Source organism: Arthrobacter sp. E3 (assembly GCF_017353415.1).
In the GTDB taxonomy this organism is placed as follows: Bacteria; Actinomycetota; Actinomycetes; order Actinomycetales; family Micrococcaceae; genus Specibacter.
The window spans coordinates 162,542-177,540 of the sequence record NZ_JAFMPX010000002.1; the positions used below are offsets into that span (position 1 = coordinate 162,542).

At 61.5% G+C, this 14,999-nt stretch carries 6 protein-coding genes and 1 pseudogene; 3 read left to right on the top strand and 4 right to left on the bottom strand.

The annotated features are described in order from the left end of the window. Positions 1-35 precede the first annotated feature (35 nt). Entirely contained in the window at positions 36-857 is an 822-nt protein-coding gene (locus tag JMA46_RS01990; RefSeq protein ID WP_207343643.1) for a pyruvate, water dikinase regulatory protein, read from the top strand. A gap of 142 nt (positions 858-999) precedes the next feature. Continuing rightward, entirely contained in the window at positions 1,000-3,405 is a 2,406-nt protein-coding gene (gene ppsA, locus JMA46_RS01995; RefSeq protein WP_207343610.1) for a phosphoenolpyruvate synthase, read from the top strand. Positions 3,406-3,517: 112 nt separating this feature from the next. Here ppsA and JMA46_RS02000 read toward each other — a convergent pair whose 3' ends face one another. The 4 genes and pseudogenes from JMA46_RS02000 to JMA46_RS02015 form a co-directional block, all read right to left on the bottom strand. Then, the gene (locus tag JMA46_RS02000) at positions 3,518-5,245 is read right to left on the bottom strand and encodes a discoidin domain-containing protein (RefSeq protein ID WP_247646971.1); all 1,728 of its coding nucleotides are present in this window, start codon (positions 5,243-5,245) and stop codon (positions 3,518-3,520) included. Further along, a pseudogene (locus JMA46_RS17055) lies at positions 5,225-6,703 on the bottom strand (family 20 glycosylhydrolase); the annotation flags it as partial. The pseudogene JMA46_RS17055 and the gene JMA46_RS02000, both read right to left, overlap by 21 nt. Before the next feature lie 218 nt (positions 6,704-6,921). Next, on the bottom strand, positions 6,922-9,450 hold the full coding sequence (locus tag JMA46_RS02010; RefSeq protein WP_207343613.1) for an excinuclease ABC subunit UvrA: 2,529 nt from the start codon (positions 9,448-9,450) through the stop codon (positions 6,922-6,924). 138 nt (positions 9,451-9,588) lie between these two features. Beyond that, entirely contained in the window at positions 9,589-13,026 is a 3,438-nt protein-coding gene (locus JMA46_RS02015) for a DEAD/DEAH box helicase (RefSeq protein WP_207343614.1), read from the bottom strand. Between the two features lie 207 nt (positions 13,027-13,233). Here JMA46_RS02015 and JMA46_RS02020 point away from each other — a divergent pair, with 207 nt between their 5' ends. Further along, entirely contained in the window at positions 13,234-14,865 is a 1,632-nt protein-coding gene (locus tag JMA46_RS02020; RefSeq protein WP_207343615.1) for a DHA2 family efflux MFS transporter permease subunit, read from the top strand. Positions 14,866-14,999 lie beyond the last annotated feature (134 nt).

The following is a 14,999-nucleotide window of genomic DNA, read 5'->3' on the forward strand; positions in this document are numbered from 1 at the left end:
ACCGAGTCCGGGAGAGTGAGCTGCTGGAGAGTGAAATGCTGACGGGGGAAGAACCCCATCCCGTCTATTTCCTTTCAGACAGCACCGGAATCACGGCGGAAACGCTGGGGAATACGTTGTTGACGCAATTCCCCGACAGCAATTTTGCGCGTACCACCGTGCCGTTCATTGACACCGTTGCGCAAGCACATGAACTGGTGGAGACCATAGATCGGCAGGCGGCGCTGGGGCTGACGCCGATCGTCTTTTCCACCGTGGTGGGTGCGGACATCCGCCAAACCCTGGCCACGTGCAAAGCGTCCATGGTTGATCTCATCGGCAGCCACGTGGGGCAGTTGGAGCTGGCTCTTGGCGAGCAGGCCAGTGGCGAGCCGGGTCGCGCGCACGGCTTGGGAAATGCGGTCCGCTACCAAACGCGGATGACGGCGGTTGAATACGCCATAGAACATGACGACGGGCAAAGCCTGCGCGCTTTGGAAAAGGCCCAGGTCATCCTGGTGGCTCCTTCACGCTGCGGGAAGACCCCCACCACCATGTACCTGGCTTTGCAGCACGGCATTTTTGCCGCGAACTACCCGCTCGTGGACGAGGACTTCGATGAAGTGGGCCTCCCCGCACCGCTGCGGCCTTTTGCGGACAAGTGCTTCGGGCTGACGTCCAACCCGCAGCGGCTTAGTCAAATCCGCACTGAGCGCCGCCGCGACTCGTCCTACGCATCCTTGCGGCAGTGTGGTTTTGAGCTGCGCAGCGCCGAGCGTTTGTACCTTGCCCACGGCATTCCCTACCTGAATTCGGCCAGCGTTTCCGTCGAGGAAATGGCGGCCACCATCTTGCAGCGGATGCATCTGCGCCATTAGAGAAAAATTTCACAAGTCTCATGTGTTGAACGTCACATGAAAAGCCTGTCAAAACCTGTCATGGTGGAGAGGTTCGCTGCCTTGCAACTGCCTCTCAGGGGAGCGATACCAACATGCCATCATTTGCAAAGGAGCAAATACCATGACGAAGGACACCCTGTGGTTCGCGGACCTAGGACTTAAAGACTTGGACAGGGTGGGCGGAAAAAACGCCTCGCTGGGTGAGATGGTGGCTAACTTGACGTCGGCGGGTGTTCAAGTCCCCGATGGCTTCGCCACGACGGCGGATGCCTACCGTGATTTTCTGGCAGATTCCGGCCTGGACGCGAGGATCGCCGCACGCTTGGAAGGCCTGGACACAGATGATGTGACCGCTCTGGCCGCGGCTGGCCAGGAGATTCGCGCGATGATGCGTGAAACACCGTTCCTGCCGGATTTCGAAGCGCAGGTCCGAGCCTCCTACCAGGAGCTGGTGGAGAAGCACGGGGGTTCGGATGAGCTGTCCTGGGCTGTGCGTTCAAGCGCGACGGCGGAAGACCTGCCGGATGCTTCGTTCGCCGGGCAGCAGGAAACGTTCCTGAACATTCGCGGTATTGAGAACATCCTGTTGGCCATCAAAGACGTCTTCGCCTCGCTCTACAACGACCGCGCCATCGCCTACCGGGTGCATCATGAGTTCAAGCATGCCGAGGTGGCGCTGTCGGCGGGCGTCCAGCGGATGGTCCGCTCCGACGTCGGCTCATCCGGGGTCATGTTCACCATGGACACCGAATCAGGGTTCCGCGACGCCGTCTTCGTCACCTCCTCCTACGGCCTCGGCGAGGCCGTAGTGCAGGGGGCAGTGAACCCGGATGAGTTCTACGTGTACAAGCCCGCTCTGCGGGAGGGGCGCCCGGCCATTCTCAAACGCAGCGTCGGGGAGAAAGCCATCCAGATGACGTACACGCAGAACCGTGAGGTGGGGCGCACCATTGACTTTGTCCCGGTGGAGGCTGCTCTGCGCAACCACTTCAGCATCACCGACGAGGACGTCGTGCAGCTCGCGCGCCACGCCCTCGCGATCGAGGACCACTACGGCCGTCCCATGGACATCGAGTGGGGTAAGGACGGCATTGACGGCGGGCTTTACATCCTGCAGGCCCGCCCGGAGACGGTCGAATCCCGCCGCACGGGCGGGCAGCTGAGCCGTTTCCGCATGAATGAGAGCGGGCCGGTGCTCGTGGAGGGCCGGGCCATCGGCCAGCGCATTGGCGCCGGTGCCGTCAGCATCCTGGAGTCGATCGATCAGATGGCCAGCTTCAAAACCGGTGATGTTCTCGTTGCGGATATGACGGACCCGGACTGGGAACCGATCATGAAGCGCGCCTCGGCCATCGTCACCAACCGGGGTGGGCGCACCTGCCACGCGGCGATCATCGCCCGCGAACTGGGGATTCCCGCCGTCGTCGGTACCGGCACAGCCACAGATATCCTCGTTGACGGAACCGAAGTGACCGTCTCCTGCGCCGAAGGTGAGACCGGCTTGATCTACGAGGGGCTGCTGGACTTCAGCCTCGAGGAATCAGGCGTGGCCGAGATGCCGGAGGCTCCTGTGAAGGTCATGATGAACGTTGGCACGCCCGAGCAGGCGTTCAGCTTTGCGCAGCTGCCCAACTCCGGGGTGGGCCTGGCGCGGCTGGAATTCATCATCAACCGGCAAATCGGCATTCACCCCAAGGCCCTGCTGGATCTGGACGGGCAGCCGGCCGGTGTGGCCGCGGAAATCCGTGAACGGATTGCCGCCTACGGGGACCCGCGCGAGTTCTACATCAAGCGGCTGGCTGAAGGGGTCGCGACGATCGCCGCCGCGTTCGCACCGGAACCGGTGATTGTGCGCATGTCCGACTTCAAGTCCAACGAGTACGCAAACCTGTTGGGCGGGCCGGCGTACGAGCCGCACGAGGAAAACCCGATGATCGGGTTCCGTGGCGCCTCCCGCTACTTGGAACCGTCGTTCCGGGACTGCTTCGATCTTGAATGCGAAGCGCTTTCGTTTGTGCGCAATGAGATGGGCCTGACCAACGTCAAGCTCATGATCCCGTTCGTGCGGACGCTGGACGAGGCCCGCGGGGTCATTGACCTGCTGGCGGAAAACGGACTGCGCCGCGGCGAAAACGGGTTGGAGGTCGTCATGATGTGCGAGCTGCCCTCCAACGCACTGTTGGCCGATGAGTTCCTCGACTACTTTGACGGCTTCTCCATCGGCTCCAACGACATGACCCAGCTGACCCTGGGCCTGGACCGGGATTCCTCGATTGTGGCTGGCAGCTTCGATGAACGCAATCCTGCCGTCAAGAAGCTGCTGAGCATGGCCATCAAGGCGTGCAAGGCCCGTGGAAAGTACGTGGGGATCTGCGGCCAAGGGCCTAGCGACCATGCCGACTTCGCCCAATGGCTGGTAGAGGAAGGCATCGATTCAGTCTCGCTGAACCCGGACACCGTGGTGGACACATGGCTGCGTCTGGCCGCCGCGGCGGAGAACGCCGCCGTCCCCGCTGCCTTGCGCTAAAGGTCTCACCGGCCATCTGTGGCCCGGTCATGACAACGACGGTCCGGCAGGTTCCTTCAAGGGAACCTGCCGGACCGTCGTCGCGTTGTCAGCGTTGGGGGGCTACCTTCCGCTACAACTTCCCGTGGCCTGCCGGACGACGGCGGACCAGGAGTGCAGTGCCAAGCAAGAGAACCATGATGCCTCCTGCCAGCCAAGGCACGATCATGGCACCGGTGTGTGCCAGATCAGCCGATCTCCCGGTTTCCGGAGTGGTTGACTTGCTGGGTGACGAGCTGCTGGGTGTCGAGCCGTCAGACACTGAGCCATCCGCCGTGGGCCCGCCATCGGACTTGGCGCCGGCGGTCACCGTGAGGGCAAAGGATGCTTCCGTCTTGATGCCAGCAGCGTTGAGCCCACGGAGAACAAGGTTGTGGGCCCGGACCTTTGTCCCCGCCGGAATGGTGATGGTTGTGGTTGCGGTTCCGCTGGCTGTTGTTTCGAGGTTGGTCAGCAGCACCGGCTCGCAGTGCAGCCAAAGCTCGGCTGCACTGCCCGGCAGCAGTTCCCCGACCGTAACTTCATAACTCTTCCCGGCCTTAACGGTCCCAGGTATGCTGCCATCGATGAGCAGGCTCAACTCGGGTGCTTTCTGAGCAGTGTGAACCTTGAATTCGGCCAGCGACTTGGTGGCTTCAACGTTGCCGGAGGTGTCGGTGGAGCGGTAGCTGAAGGTCGTAGCGCCCTCCGGGATGGCCACCGGCGCCTTGTAGTCCTTCCAGACGCCGCTGTTCAGCATGTACTGCGTCGACTGGATGCCGAAGTCGTCGGTTGCAGACAGGGTGACTGATGGAGCACTTGTGTACACACCAGCAGCATTGGGCGTCTTGTCAATGGTGGCTGTGGTTGTCGGGGCTGTTGTGTCCGGCGCTGTCGTGGCGTCGATGAGGGTCACCGGAAGCGAACCTGATGTCTCCATCCCGTTCTTGTCCGTGCCTGTGACCGTCAACGTGGCTTTGCCCGGCTTCGCGTCGGCGGGTATCGTGACGGCGAAAGTCACGACTCCGTCTGAGTTTGCAACGGCTGATCCCAGCTCGGCTGAGCCCAGTTTCAGTGTGGCGGAGGAACCGGGCTGTACATCCAGAACGCGAACCGTCACGGCCTGACCCGGGAGGATTTTGCTGGCGTCGGCGTCATCGGCAAGAACCACGTTCAAAGGTGTGGGTGCAGTAAGCGTCGCCTGTGCCTTGATGACGTTGAATTCGGCTACTGATGCGTACGACTCCACGTAGGAGCTAAGCGCGGTGAGCCTGACGAACCGTGCGTCCACATCGGCTGTGAATGGCATGATTTCCTCACTCCACTCCATCGGCCAGTTCTTGTCACCAGGGCTCTTGTCGTAGGTCGGGTACCAATCAAAGGTGCCCTCTACTGCAGGTGTCCACGTGGTGCCGTCCTTGGAGACCGAGACTTCGTAGTCCTTGATGCGGCCCCCGCGCCCCCCGTCCTGGCGCGGAAGGTACTTCGTGCCCGAGAGTCGCTGGACATTGCCAAGATCCACTGTGAGGCTCTGCGGTAACGTGCTTGATGGGCTTGAGTATTTCGAATGCCACATGGTGTAGGGATTGTTGTCAGTGGCATTTGCCGCGGAACCGTTTTCGCCTGCAGTTTCCTGGCTGGTCGCCGTGGTGGTCCAGCCAAGCTTGGATACAGCAGGCCCGGCAGCGCCGATGTTCCCACCCAATTCGGTGCCTAGGCTGGTGCGGCCTGTTGGGGCATCACCAATCTGCTCGTAACGGTCAAGGAACGTCGCCGCTGTGGTCTTCGTGTCAGACCAGGTGCGCTCTGCGACAACGGCCAAGGGGCGCCGGCTCAGGTAGTCATAGAAATCGTTGGAAAGGCCATAGGACTTGTCCGACCAGCGGCTCACACGGTAGCCGAGCACGTTTTCGTGTGATGCGAAGGCGTAGTTCGAGTAGGTGGTGTTCACATTGAAGAATGCATACGATCCCGGTGTGGAGCCGAATCCAGCGCTCACATACAGCGGCCCATCCTGGGTGCCGATCGTCTTGTAGCCAGAGTTTGCCCGGGCGAGGGGATCAGAGAGCCATTCATTGACGATGATGTTCTTGTCGGGACCGGTGGTGACTGGGCTGTCCCAATCCCACCACTGCCAGATTTGCGTGGTCTTGCCGTGCGACCTGACAGCCGCATTCATCTCGTTGGTGAAATCAACGAGGAGGTCACCGACGTAGTTGAATCCCTTGGCGGCCTGCGCGGCAACCAGTGACGGGCATTTGTTTTGTGCACCCTGCGTGGGAACTTCGTCGCCACCGATGTGGATGTAAGGTCCGGAGAAGGTCTCGGCGAGTTCTGCAATCAGGTCCTTGACCAGGGCCCGCGTTTCCGGCTTTGTGTAGTCAAGGGTCCAGCCGTCAATGTTGGTGCCTTCCCAATTGTTGTTCGGCTAGGACATGGACGGGCAGGTCAAGGCCAGGTCGGGACGTGCTCGGGAGATTTCCGTTGCATGGACAGGGACATCGATTTCGGGAACGATGGTGATGCCGCGCGCCGCCGCATAGGCATCGAGTCCCTTCAGTTCCGCCACGGTGTAGCTCTCCGGGGAGACAATCTCCGGATGTGAGGCGCTCTCGATGCGGTAGCCGTTCCAGTCCGAGAGGTGCAGATGAAGGGTGTTCATCTTCAGCCATGCCATCTGGTCGATCTGTTGCTGGATGTAGGCAACGGGAAAGTAGCGGCGGCCAACGTCAAGCATCTGGCCGCGGTCGCCCATGCGCGGTGCGTCAATGACGGTGCCTGAAGGAAGAGAAAGTGGGGTGGGGGTGGTGCGTAGGGACTGCAGGAGAGTCGTTGTTCCGTGCCGCAGTCCGGATGCCCCACTGGCAGCGATCTCGACACGGTCGGTGATCAACAGCGAGTAGCCTTCAGCGGCGGCGACTTCCGGCGCCGCTGACAAGGCCAGGGTGATGTCGCCAGGCCGGGCCGGGTCCAGGGTAATTTTCGCAGCAAAGCCGTAGTCGGCCAAAAGGCCTTCGGCGAGCAGTTCACCGGCGGCCCTTGTTGCTTCGGTGACCGAGATGCTTGTGGTGCCTGAAACGCGCCAGCCGTCCCCGGTGGCCGGGGCCCAGCTCTGCACCATGGGAACCGTGTCCGGGAAATCGACGGGAGCAGCAGTTGCCGGTTGCACGGCAGCCCACGGCGCACCGACCATGCCGACCGCTGCAGCAAGCGACAACACCAGGGACGATTTCCAAAGCCGGGGCCTGCCCGACGAACGAACTTGGGGTGGGGTGTGCATGCGCGCTCCATCTCTCTGACTGCTTTGTCCCGGAGCGATTGATGTCCGCGTGCCAAAAGTGCAAGTGGAACGACCCAACAATTCACTGAATCTCCGATTGGAGAGGTGGGGCAGCAACCTCAAGCATGCCGATACTTGAGTGACTTATGCAACAATATGCGCGAATATTGCGAATAATTTAACTATTTATCAACTTCTGTGAGTGATTTTGAGCGGACTTAGCGCTTAGCGGTGGACACGGCCAGATACGGAGCGGTGCGGCTTCCTTCCACGGCGGCCACCTGTTCCGGGGTGCCTGCGGCCATGAGACGTCCGCCGTCGGCCCCGCCGGAAGGACCGAGGTCCACCACCCAATCAGCTGAGGCGACTACATCCATGTCATGTTCCACAACCACCACGGTGTTGCCGGCGTCCACCAGACGGTTGAGCTGGTGTAGTAACAGGCGGACGTCCGCCGGGTGCAGACCCGTGGTGGGCTCATCCAGAAGGTAGAGGGTGTGCCCCTTGCGGGCGCGTTGGAGTTCTGTGGCCAGCTTGATGCGCTGGGCTTCACCTCCGGAGAGTTCGGTTGCCGGCTGGCCCAGCCGCAGATAGCCCAACCCCACCTCTCGAAGCGCAGCCAAGCTGCGGGCGGCCGCCGGAATGTCCGCTAGGAACACTGCTGCAGTATCCACCGTCAGTGAAAGAACGTCTGCGATATTTTTCCCGCGATACTTCACTTCAAGGGTTTCTTCGTTGAAGCGTGCGCCATGGCAAACCGGGCAAGGGCCATAACTGCCGGGGAGAAACAAAAGCTCCACGGACACCGATCCTTCCCCAAGGCAGTTCTCGCACCGCCCACCAGCGATGTTGAAGGAGAACCGGCTGGGGCTGAAACCGTGCTTCTTGGCTTCGTCCGTAGCCGCGAACTCGCGGCGGACGGCGTCGAATAATCCGGTGTAGGTGGCCAAGTTGGAGCGAGGCGTGCGGCCGATGGGGCGCTGGTCTACCTCCACGAGCCGATCCACAGCTTCCAGTCCGCTGACGGCAGCCACCGCCGTGTCCGTAGCCTTTAACTTCTCGCCGTTCTCCACCCCGTCGCGTGACTCAAAGGCTGCGGAGAGGACCTTCAGCAGCGAGGACTTGCCCGAACCGGACACCCCTGTCACTGCGCTCAGGACCCCCACCGGCACTGAAACCTCCAGGTTCTGCAGGTTGTGCAACGAGGCCTGGCGAATGTGAAGGCGGCCAAGTTCCTGACGTCTGCCTTGCTTGGGCGGCCTTCCGCCGCCTGCCGTACCGCCATCCAACGCCTCCAGCGGCGACGCCGGGGAGTCGCCGTCGAGCAGGAAGGGGCGGGTGAGGGACTCTTTGACATCAGCCAAACCTGGCACCGGGCCGCTGTACAGGATCCACCCGCCGTCGACCCCTGCCCGGGGTCCGACGTCGACAATCCAGTCGGCGCGGCGCACCAGATCCATGTTGTGCTCAACGACGAAGACGGTGTTGCCGCCGGCGCGCAGCTGGGCCAGAACCTCCAACAGCGGCTCGGTGTCCGCCGGGTGCAGGCCAGCTGAGGGCTCATCCAAGACATAGATAACGCCGAAAAGTCCGGAGCGCAGCTGTGTGGCGATCCGCAGCCGCTGCATCTCGCCGGGGGAGAGCGTCGGGGTGGCGCGGCCCAGGCTCAGATAGCCCAACCCCAAGTCCAAAAGCACCCCCACACGCTGCAGCAGGTCCTTGGCGATGGCCGCCCCCACTGCCTCCCGCGATCCATCGGACCCAGCAGGGGTGTTGGTGAGCGGGCCCAGCGCATCCTTGAATTCCTTCAACGGCAGGGCATTCATCTCCGCGATATTGCGCCCGGCGACGCGCACTGCCAAAGCGTCCGGCTTGAGACCGCTGCCACCGCATTCAGTACAGGGCCCGGAGTGCATGAAGGCCAGGGCCCGCTCGCGCATGGGCGCGCTCTTGGAATCCGCCAGGGTGTGCAAGACGTGGCTTCGGGCACTCCAGAACCTGCCCTTGTAAGGTTTTTCGATCCTGTCCCGCAGCGGCGTGACGGTCACCACAGGCTGTTCTTCGGTGAACAAGATCCAGTCGCGCTGCTGTTGCGGCAGCTTCTTCCAGGGAATCTCGACGTCGTATCCCAGTTTGACGAGTATGTCGCGGAGGTTTTTGCCCTGCCAGGCGCCCGGCCATGCGGCGACTGCCCCTTCGCTGATGCTCAGCTCCGGGTTCGGCACGAGGGACTCCTCGCTGACAGTGTGCGCGGTGCCTAAACCATGGCAAACGGGGCACGCACCGGTAACGGTGTTGGGGGAGAAGGAATCGGAATACAGGATGCTGGAGCCGTCCGGGTAGTCACCGGCACGGGAGAAGAGCATGCGCACAGAGTTGGACAGCGTGGTCACGGTGCCCACTGAAGACCGTGTGCTGGGTGTGCCGCGGCGTTGCTGCAGCGCAACGGCAGGGGGCAGTCCGGTGATGGATTCCACGTGGGGGTTGCCGCCCTGCTGGATCAACCGGCGGGCGTACGGGGCAACGGATTCGAAGTACCGGCGCTGGGCCTCGGCAAAGATCGTACCGAAGGCCAAGGAGGACTTGCCGCTGCCGGAAATGCCGGTGAAGGCGACGATCGCGTCACGGGGCACATCGACGTCGACGTTCTTGAGGTTGTTTTCCTGCGCCCCACGAACCCTGACGAACCCGTCCAACAAGTCCTCGGCGGACGGCGGGACGGGCAACATCGATTCAATACTCTCCATTCCCCCCACACTAGGGGACTGGCCGGTGGCATGGGCGTTTCTTCTCACTGGGCGAACGCGCCGGAACCGCGATCCGCGCAGCATAACTGGTGAACACGCGGTGCACAGGTCGGGATGGGGCCCTGGGCACGGTACGGATCAAGCCTCGAACAGGCTGCGCACGTCGTCGGCGGAGAGCGTGGAGGAGAACATGGCGTCGTCGTCCATCACGGCGGAGAACAGCTTCGCCTTCTTCTCCTTCAACGCCATCACTTTTTCCTCAATGGTGTCCTTGGCGACCAGACGGTAAACCATCACGTTCTTTTTCTGCCCGATTCTGTGGGTGCGGTCCACCGCCTGGTTCTCCGTGGCAGGGTTCCACCACGGGTCCAGCAGGAAACAATAGTCCGCCTCCGTCAGGTTCAAGCCGAACCCGCCGGCCTTGAGGCTGATGAGGAACACCGGTGCGGTGCCGGATTTGAATTTCTCGATGACGTCGCCACGCTTGCGGGTCTTGCCGTCAAGATAGGCGTACTCGATGCCGGCCGCATCCAGCCGTTCGGCGGCCTTGCCCAGGAAGCTGGTGAACTGGCTGAAGATCAGCGCCCGATGCCCCTCCGCCACCACGTCCTGCAAGTGATCAAAGAGCACGTCAAGCTTGCTCGAAGGGGAGCTGGCATATTTCGCATCCACCAGTGAGGCATCAAGGCTGAGCATGCGCAGCGTGGTCAGCGACTTGAAGATCGCAAACCTGTTCTTGTCCATGTCCGCGAGCATGCCGAGCACCTTTTGGCGTTCACGCTGCAAGTGGCGCTGGTAGATTCGCCGGTGCTGCGGCGCCAGTTCCAGCTCCAAGATCTGCTCCTGCTTGGGTGGGAGGTCCTTGGCGACGGCATCTTTGGTGCGCCGCATGATCAAGGGGCGGATCCGGCGTCGAAGTTGCTTCAGCTTGTCCGCATCCCCCTCCTTCTCCACTGGTTTGCTGTAGTAGTCGGCGAAGGTTTTTGCCGAAGGGAACAGCCCCGGAGCCGTGATGGCGAACAGTGACCACAACTCCATCAGGTTGTTTTCCATGGGGGTGCCGGTGATGGCCACCTTGAACGGTGCCGGGAACATACGCGCATTGCGGCTGGCCTGCGTGGAAGGGTTCTTGACAAACTGGGCCTCGTCAAGGATCAACCCTGCCCACTTTTGCCCCGCGTACGCCTCGTTGTCGAGCCGGAACAGCGTGTAGGAAACCACCACGACGTCGGCCCCGGCCACCAGCGCTGCCGCATCCATGCCGCTGCGGGACAGGGTGTCCGTTACGGCAGTGGTCCGCAGGCCCGGGGCAAACCGTCGGGCCTCGGCTGCCCAGTTCGGCACCACTGAGGTGGGGGCCACCACGAGGAACGGAGCGGCTTTCGTCCCTGCGGCAGCCTTTGCCTGGGTGTGGCAAATAAGCGCCAAGGTTTGCAAGGTTTTTCCCAAGCCCATGTCGTCGGCAAGCACGCCGCCGAGCCCGTTCTCCTGAAGGAACACCAGCCAGTTGAACCCCTCGTGCTGATACGGGCGAAGCGATACCTGCAAGGTAGCGGGGACGGGAACGGGCTCCACTCCGGATATCTCCAGCAGCCCCGATACCTGGGTCCGCCACGACTGCGCTTGTACAGATGTGGTGGCCAGCTCGGCCAGTTCGTCCCACAGCCCGGCCTGGTAGCGGCTGATCTTCAGCTTTTCACCTGGTTCATGCAGGGAGCGGGCCTCTTCGATGAGGGTGCGCAGCTGCCGAAACTCGGGGTGGGCAAGGGTGAAGTAGTGGCCGTTGGACAGCATCAGGTGCTCTTCGCTGTCGGCCAGCGCGCGGAACAAGTGGCTAAACGGCACGTCGGTGCCGCCAATTTTGACGGTAACGCCCAGATCAAACCAGTCACGGTCGTTGGTTTCGGTGGTGCTGATGCCAATCTGCGGGGTCTGGGTCAGCTCAGTGTAGTCCGGTGTGATTCCGCTGGTGTCCACCCTGACATGGTCAAGACTGGCTAGTGCCGGCAATGCCTCGGTACTGAAACGCGCCGCTGCCACCTCCTTCAAGCGGACCGGTTCGTTGCTCCCCGGATACTGGCTCGGCGTGTGCGGGAATGGTTCTTGTACCGGTGCGGGGAACTGCGCCAATGCTGCGGAAACAAGAGCCAGCAACCGTGTTTCAAAGGAGGTGTCACGGTAATCGCTGGGATCTGCCACCATGGGGCGCCGGGCAACCATGCCGTCCAGGGTGTACTCCCAATGCCACTGCAACTCCAGCGAGGGGCCGCCTTGCGTTGGAGTTGGGGCGTGGGCCGCCGTCACTACCAGCGTCGGCTCCTTGAGTTCTGGCAAAGTAGCCGAGCCGTCGCTGGAGATCAGTTCTGCTGTGGAACCCAAGCCCTGGCGCAGCAGCGGGTAATAGCTGCTCATGAATCGTTCCCGACCGGATGCCGGAATCTTCACAGGGGAGCGGCCGTCAACCAAGGCGCGCACCACGTTGCTGACAACGTGGGCAACAGGTGCCAGCGAAATGTTGCTCGGGGCCAGCGTTTTCTGCAGGGAGGGTTCGTTGGCTTTGCCTCCGTCCCACCAGAAAAGTCCATGCGACGGTGCGCCCACCATGCCGATGGTGGCAGGGTCCAGGGTAACGCCGTCGGCCTCTGCCCTGGGTCGAAGATGGAGTCCGCCGTCTGTCTGGGCCAGCATGTCAAGGCCAACAGTGGCCCCCTGGTGGACGGTGACGGTTGTGGCTTTCCTGAAGCCAACAAACTGTATGCCCACTTGGCGTGCTTGCTCCAGCAATTGCCACAGCAGCGCGGAATCAATCTTCTCCGCATTGATCCAGCGTCCGGTGGTCGCATAAGACGGGCGCCCAGCCGTTGCCAGCGCATGAAAGACGACCATCCAGTTCCAGTGCGTGGGGTTCAGCCCCAAGCTGTGATGGTCGTCGTCAAGTTTGTCCCAGGTCAGGTTGCCGCGCACCCATTTACCGGAACTGTTCAACGAGACCAGCCGGATACGCAATTCAACGTGCGCCGGATCCGACTCTGTATCGACGTGGAGTGCTGCTGCACGGTGCCGAAAATAAGGGTCCGCAGGTTCGGAGAAAAGTTCAAACTGAAGCGCCATGGGCATCAGTGCTGCGCCTGCCGGAATGGGGGCGCCTGGGTAGGCGTGGCCGAGCTGGGCGGCCGTATCTGGCACCGCTGGCAGGATCGCCGCCAATTGCTGTTCCCACTTTTCAGGCACTTGCCTATCCGCTGCGCGGGCTTCGACACGCATCGCATTCGCCGTCAACAACAGCGCGGCAACATGCTTGCAGTTGCCCTGCACCGGGCAGGTGCAAATTCCGTAGTCCAGCCGGATCCCGTGCCTGCTCTGGCGGAAGATGGCGGCTGTGCCATAAGCGGCCTGCTGGCTCCCGGCCACAAAGCCCGTCAAGGTCAGCCCATCGGCATCCCAGTCCATCGTCTGCACGTGGTGGCTGCGTGAGTACGCGCGGCCGCGGTCGAAGGAGAAAGGGCCAACCAATGCACCGATGGCTTGGGTGGTGACCAGCGGAAGCAGCGCTGTCGAGCTTGTGGAAGAAGCCATGCCACAACGATAGGGCGCAGTCATGGCTTGTGCCGTTTGTAACGCATTTATGCGTTCTGTGACAGTCGCTCCTCATTGCTTGTGGGGCAGCTGCAGTCGACCTCAACGACGTCGAAGTCCGTTGGAAAAACCATTGATCATTCGATCAATTAGTAATACGATTATCTAAGTAAATTTATAATCACAGATGTTGAACGGGGCGTTGCGATGCAAACAGGCTCAAAAAGAAGATGGCTCGGGTTGGTCTTTATAAGCCTTGCGGTGTCCTTGATCATTGTTGACTCAACGATTGTCAACGTTGCCATTCCCTCGATTGTGGACGACCTGGGAGCGACTTCCACCCAGGTTCAGTGGATCCAGGAGTCATACACGCTCGTCTTTGCGGCTCTGCTGCTGGTCTTTGGAGTGCTGGCGGACAGATTCGGTCGCCGCCGGCTTCTGGTAGTTGGGGTCTGCGTCTTCGCCGCCGCTTCGATCCTTGCCGCGATAAGTCAAAGCGGGAACCTGCTCATCGGTTCCCGGATACTGCAGGGAATTGGCGGTGCCATGGTCCTTCCCTCCACACTCTCGATCATCAACGCTACGTTCCGCGGCAAGGAACGGGCGTTGGCCTTTGCTGTCTGGGGCTCCACAATTGGCGGAATGTCGGCCATTGGTCCCTTGCTGGGTGGTTGGCTGACTACCTCGTATTCATGGCGGTGGGCTTTTGGCATCAACATTCCACTGGGTGTGCTCGTTGTAGTGGGGACACTGTTGGCCGTGGATGAATCCCGCGACACGGCCTCCACCAAGCGCATCGACTTCAGCGGCGCACTGCTCTCCGTGCTGGCCAGTGCCTCACTGGTCTTTGGCCTGATCGAAGGACGGAACTACGGGTGGTGGCTGGTGCACAACCCCTTCAAGCTGGGCCCGTGGATCTGGCCATTTACACTTTCGCCGGTGCCGGTGGCTTTTCTCGTGAGCGTGCTCTCGGTGGTGCTCTTTGTTTATTTGGGCCGCGCGCGTGCCCGTCGGGGGGCCAGCACTATGTTGGACTTCAGTCTGTTTTCCATCCCGTCCTTCCGTAACGGCAACGTCGCCGCAATGATTGTGAGTTTGGGTGAGTTCGGAATCATCCTGTCACTGCCTATTTGGCTTCAGAATGTGTTGGGATTTTCAGCGCTGCAAACCGGATTGTTGCTGCTCCCCCTGGCTGTCGGGTCATTCGCAGCGAGCGGATTGGCGGGTGCTTTTGGCAACAAGATCGAACCGGTGGCGATTGTCCGACTTGGCATAGTCTTGGAGATCGTGGGTGTGGCGTGCCTGGGCTTGGTCATCAGTTCCGACACTCCGTGGGGTGCTCTTGTCCCCTTCCTGTTCATTTACGGACTCGGTGTGGGACTTGCCACCGCCCAGCTGACGGGAGTGGTGCTCAAGGACGTTCCTCAACTCAAAAGCGGGCAGGCCTCCGGGACGCAAAGCACTGCGCGGCAAGTTGGCTCGGCACTGGGGATTGCGATTCTCGGAACCGTCTTGTTCACCACAGCCACTGTGCAACTGGGGAATGCCTTGGAACAACAAAGCGTACCCGAAGCCGCCAGGTCAAAGATCGTTGCAGCCGTGGTGGAAAGTTCTGGAGCGGCCATTGGCGCCTTGGACAAAAATCCTGAAACTGCGTCCTTTGCAGAAGCCGCACGTGTGGCGTTTTCTGATGGGACCAAGTATTCGGCGTACTTTGCAGCAGGCTTCCTCACGCTCGGCTTGATGGCGACGTTGTCATTGGGCGGCGGCGCCGCTCAAAGGGATCCGGCTCGGGGCATGGACACAGAGTCGATGGACGAGAAGACAGTAGCGGGCTGAATCGTGGCGCAAGCGCGGAGACTATTGTGATGAGACGTGTCGAGAGCGGGAGGCTTTTGTGAAGCCTTGCTCGACGTCGCCGCGAGGATTCGAGCCCCTCGCCGGCTTCATAGCCCGGTTTGCCAAAGTCTTCG

Coding starts and splice junctions, on each gene's coding strand:
- JMA46_RS01990 (WP_207343643.1), top strand. CDS start 36: ATGCTGACGGGGGAAGAACCCCATCCCGTCTATTTCCTTTCAGACAGC.
- ppsA (WP_207343610.1), top strand. CDS start 1,000: ATGACGAAGGACACCCTGTGGTTCGCGGACCTAGGACTTAAAGACTTG.
- JMA46_RS02010 (WP_207343613.1), bottom strand. CDS start 9,450: ATGGAGAGTATTGAATCGATGTTGCCCGTCCCGCCGTCCGCCGAGGAC.
- JMA46_RS02015 (WP_207343614.1), bottom strand. CDS start 13,026: ATGGCTTCTTCCACAAGCTCGACAGCGCTGCTTCCGCTGGTCACCACC.
- JMA46_RS02020 (WP_207343615.1), top strand. CDS start 13,234: ATGCAAACAGGCTCAAAAAGAAGATGGCTCGGGTTGGTCTTTATAAGC.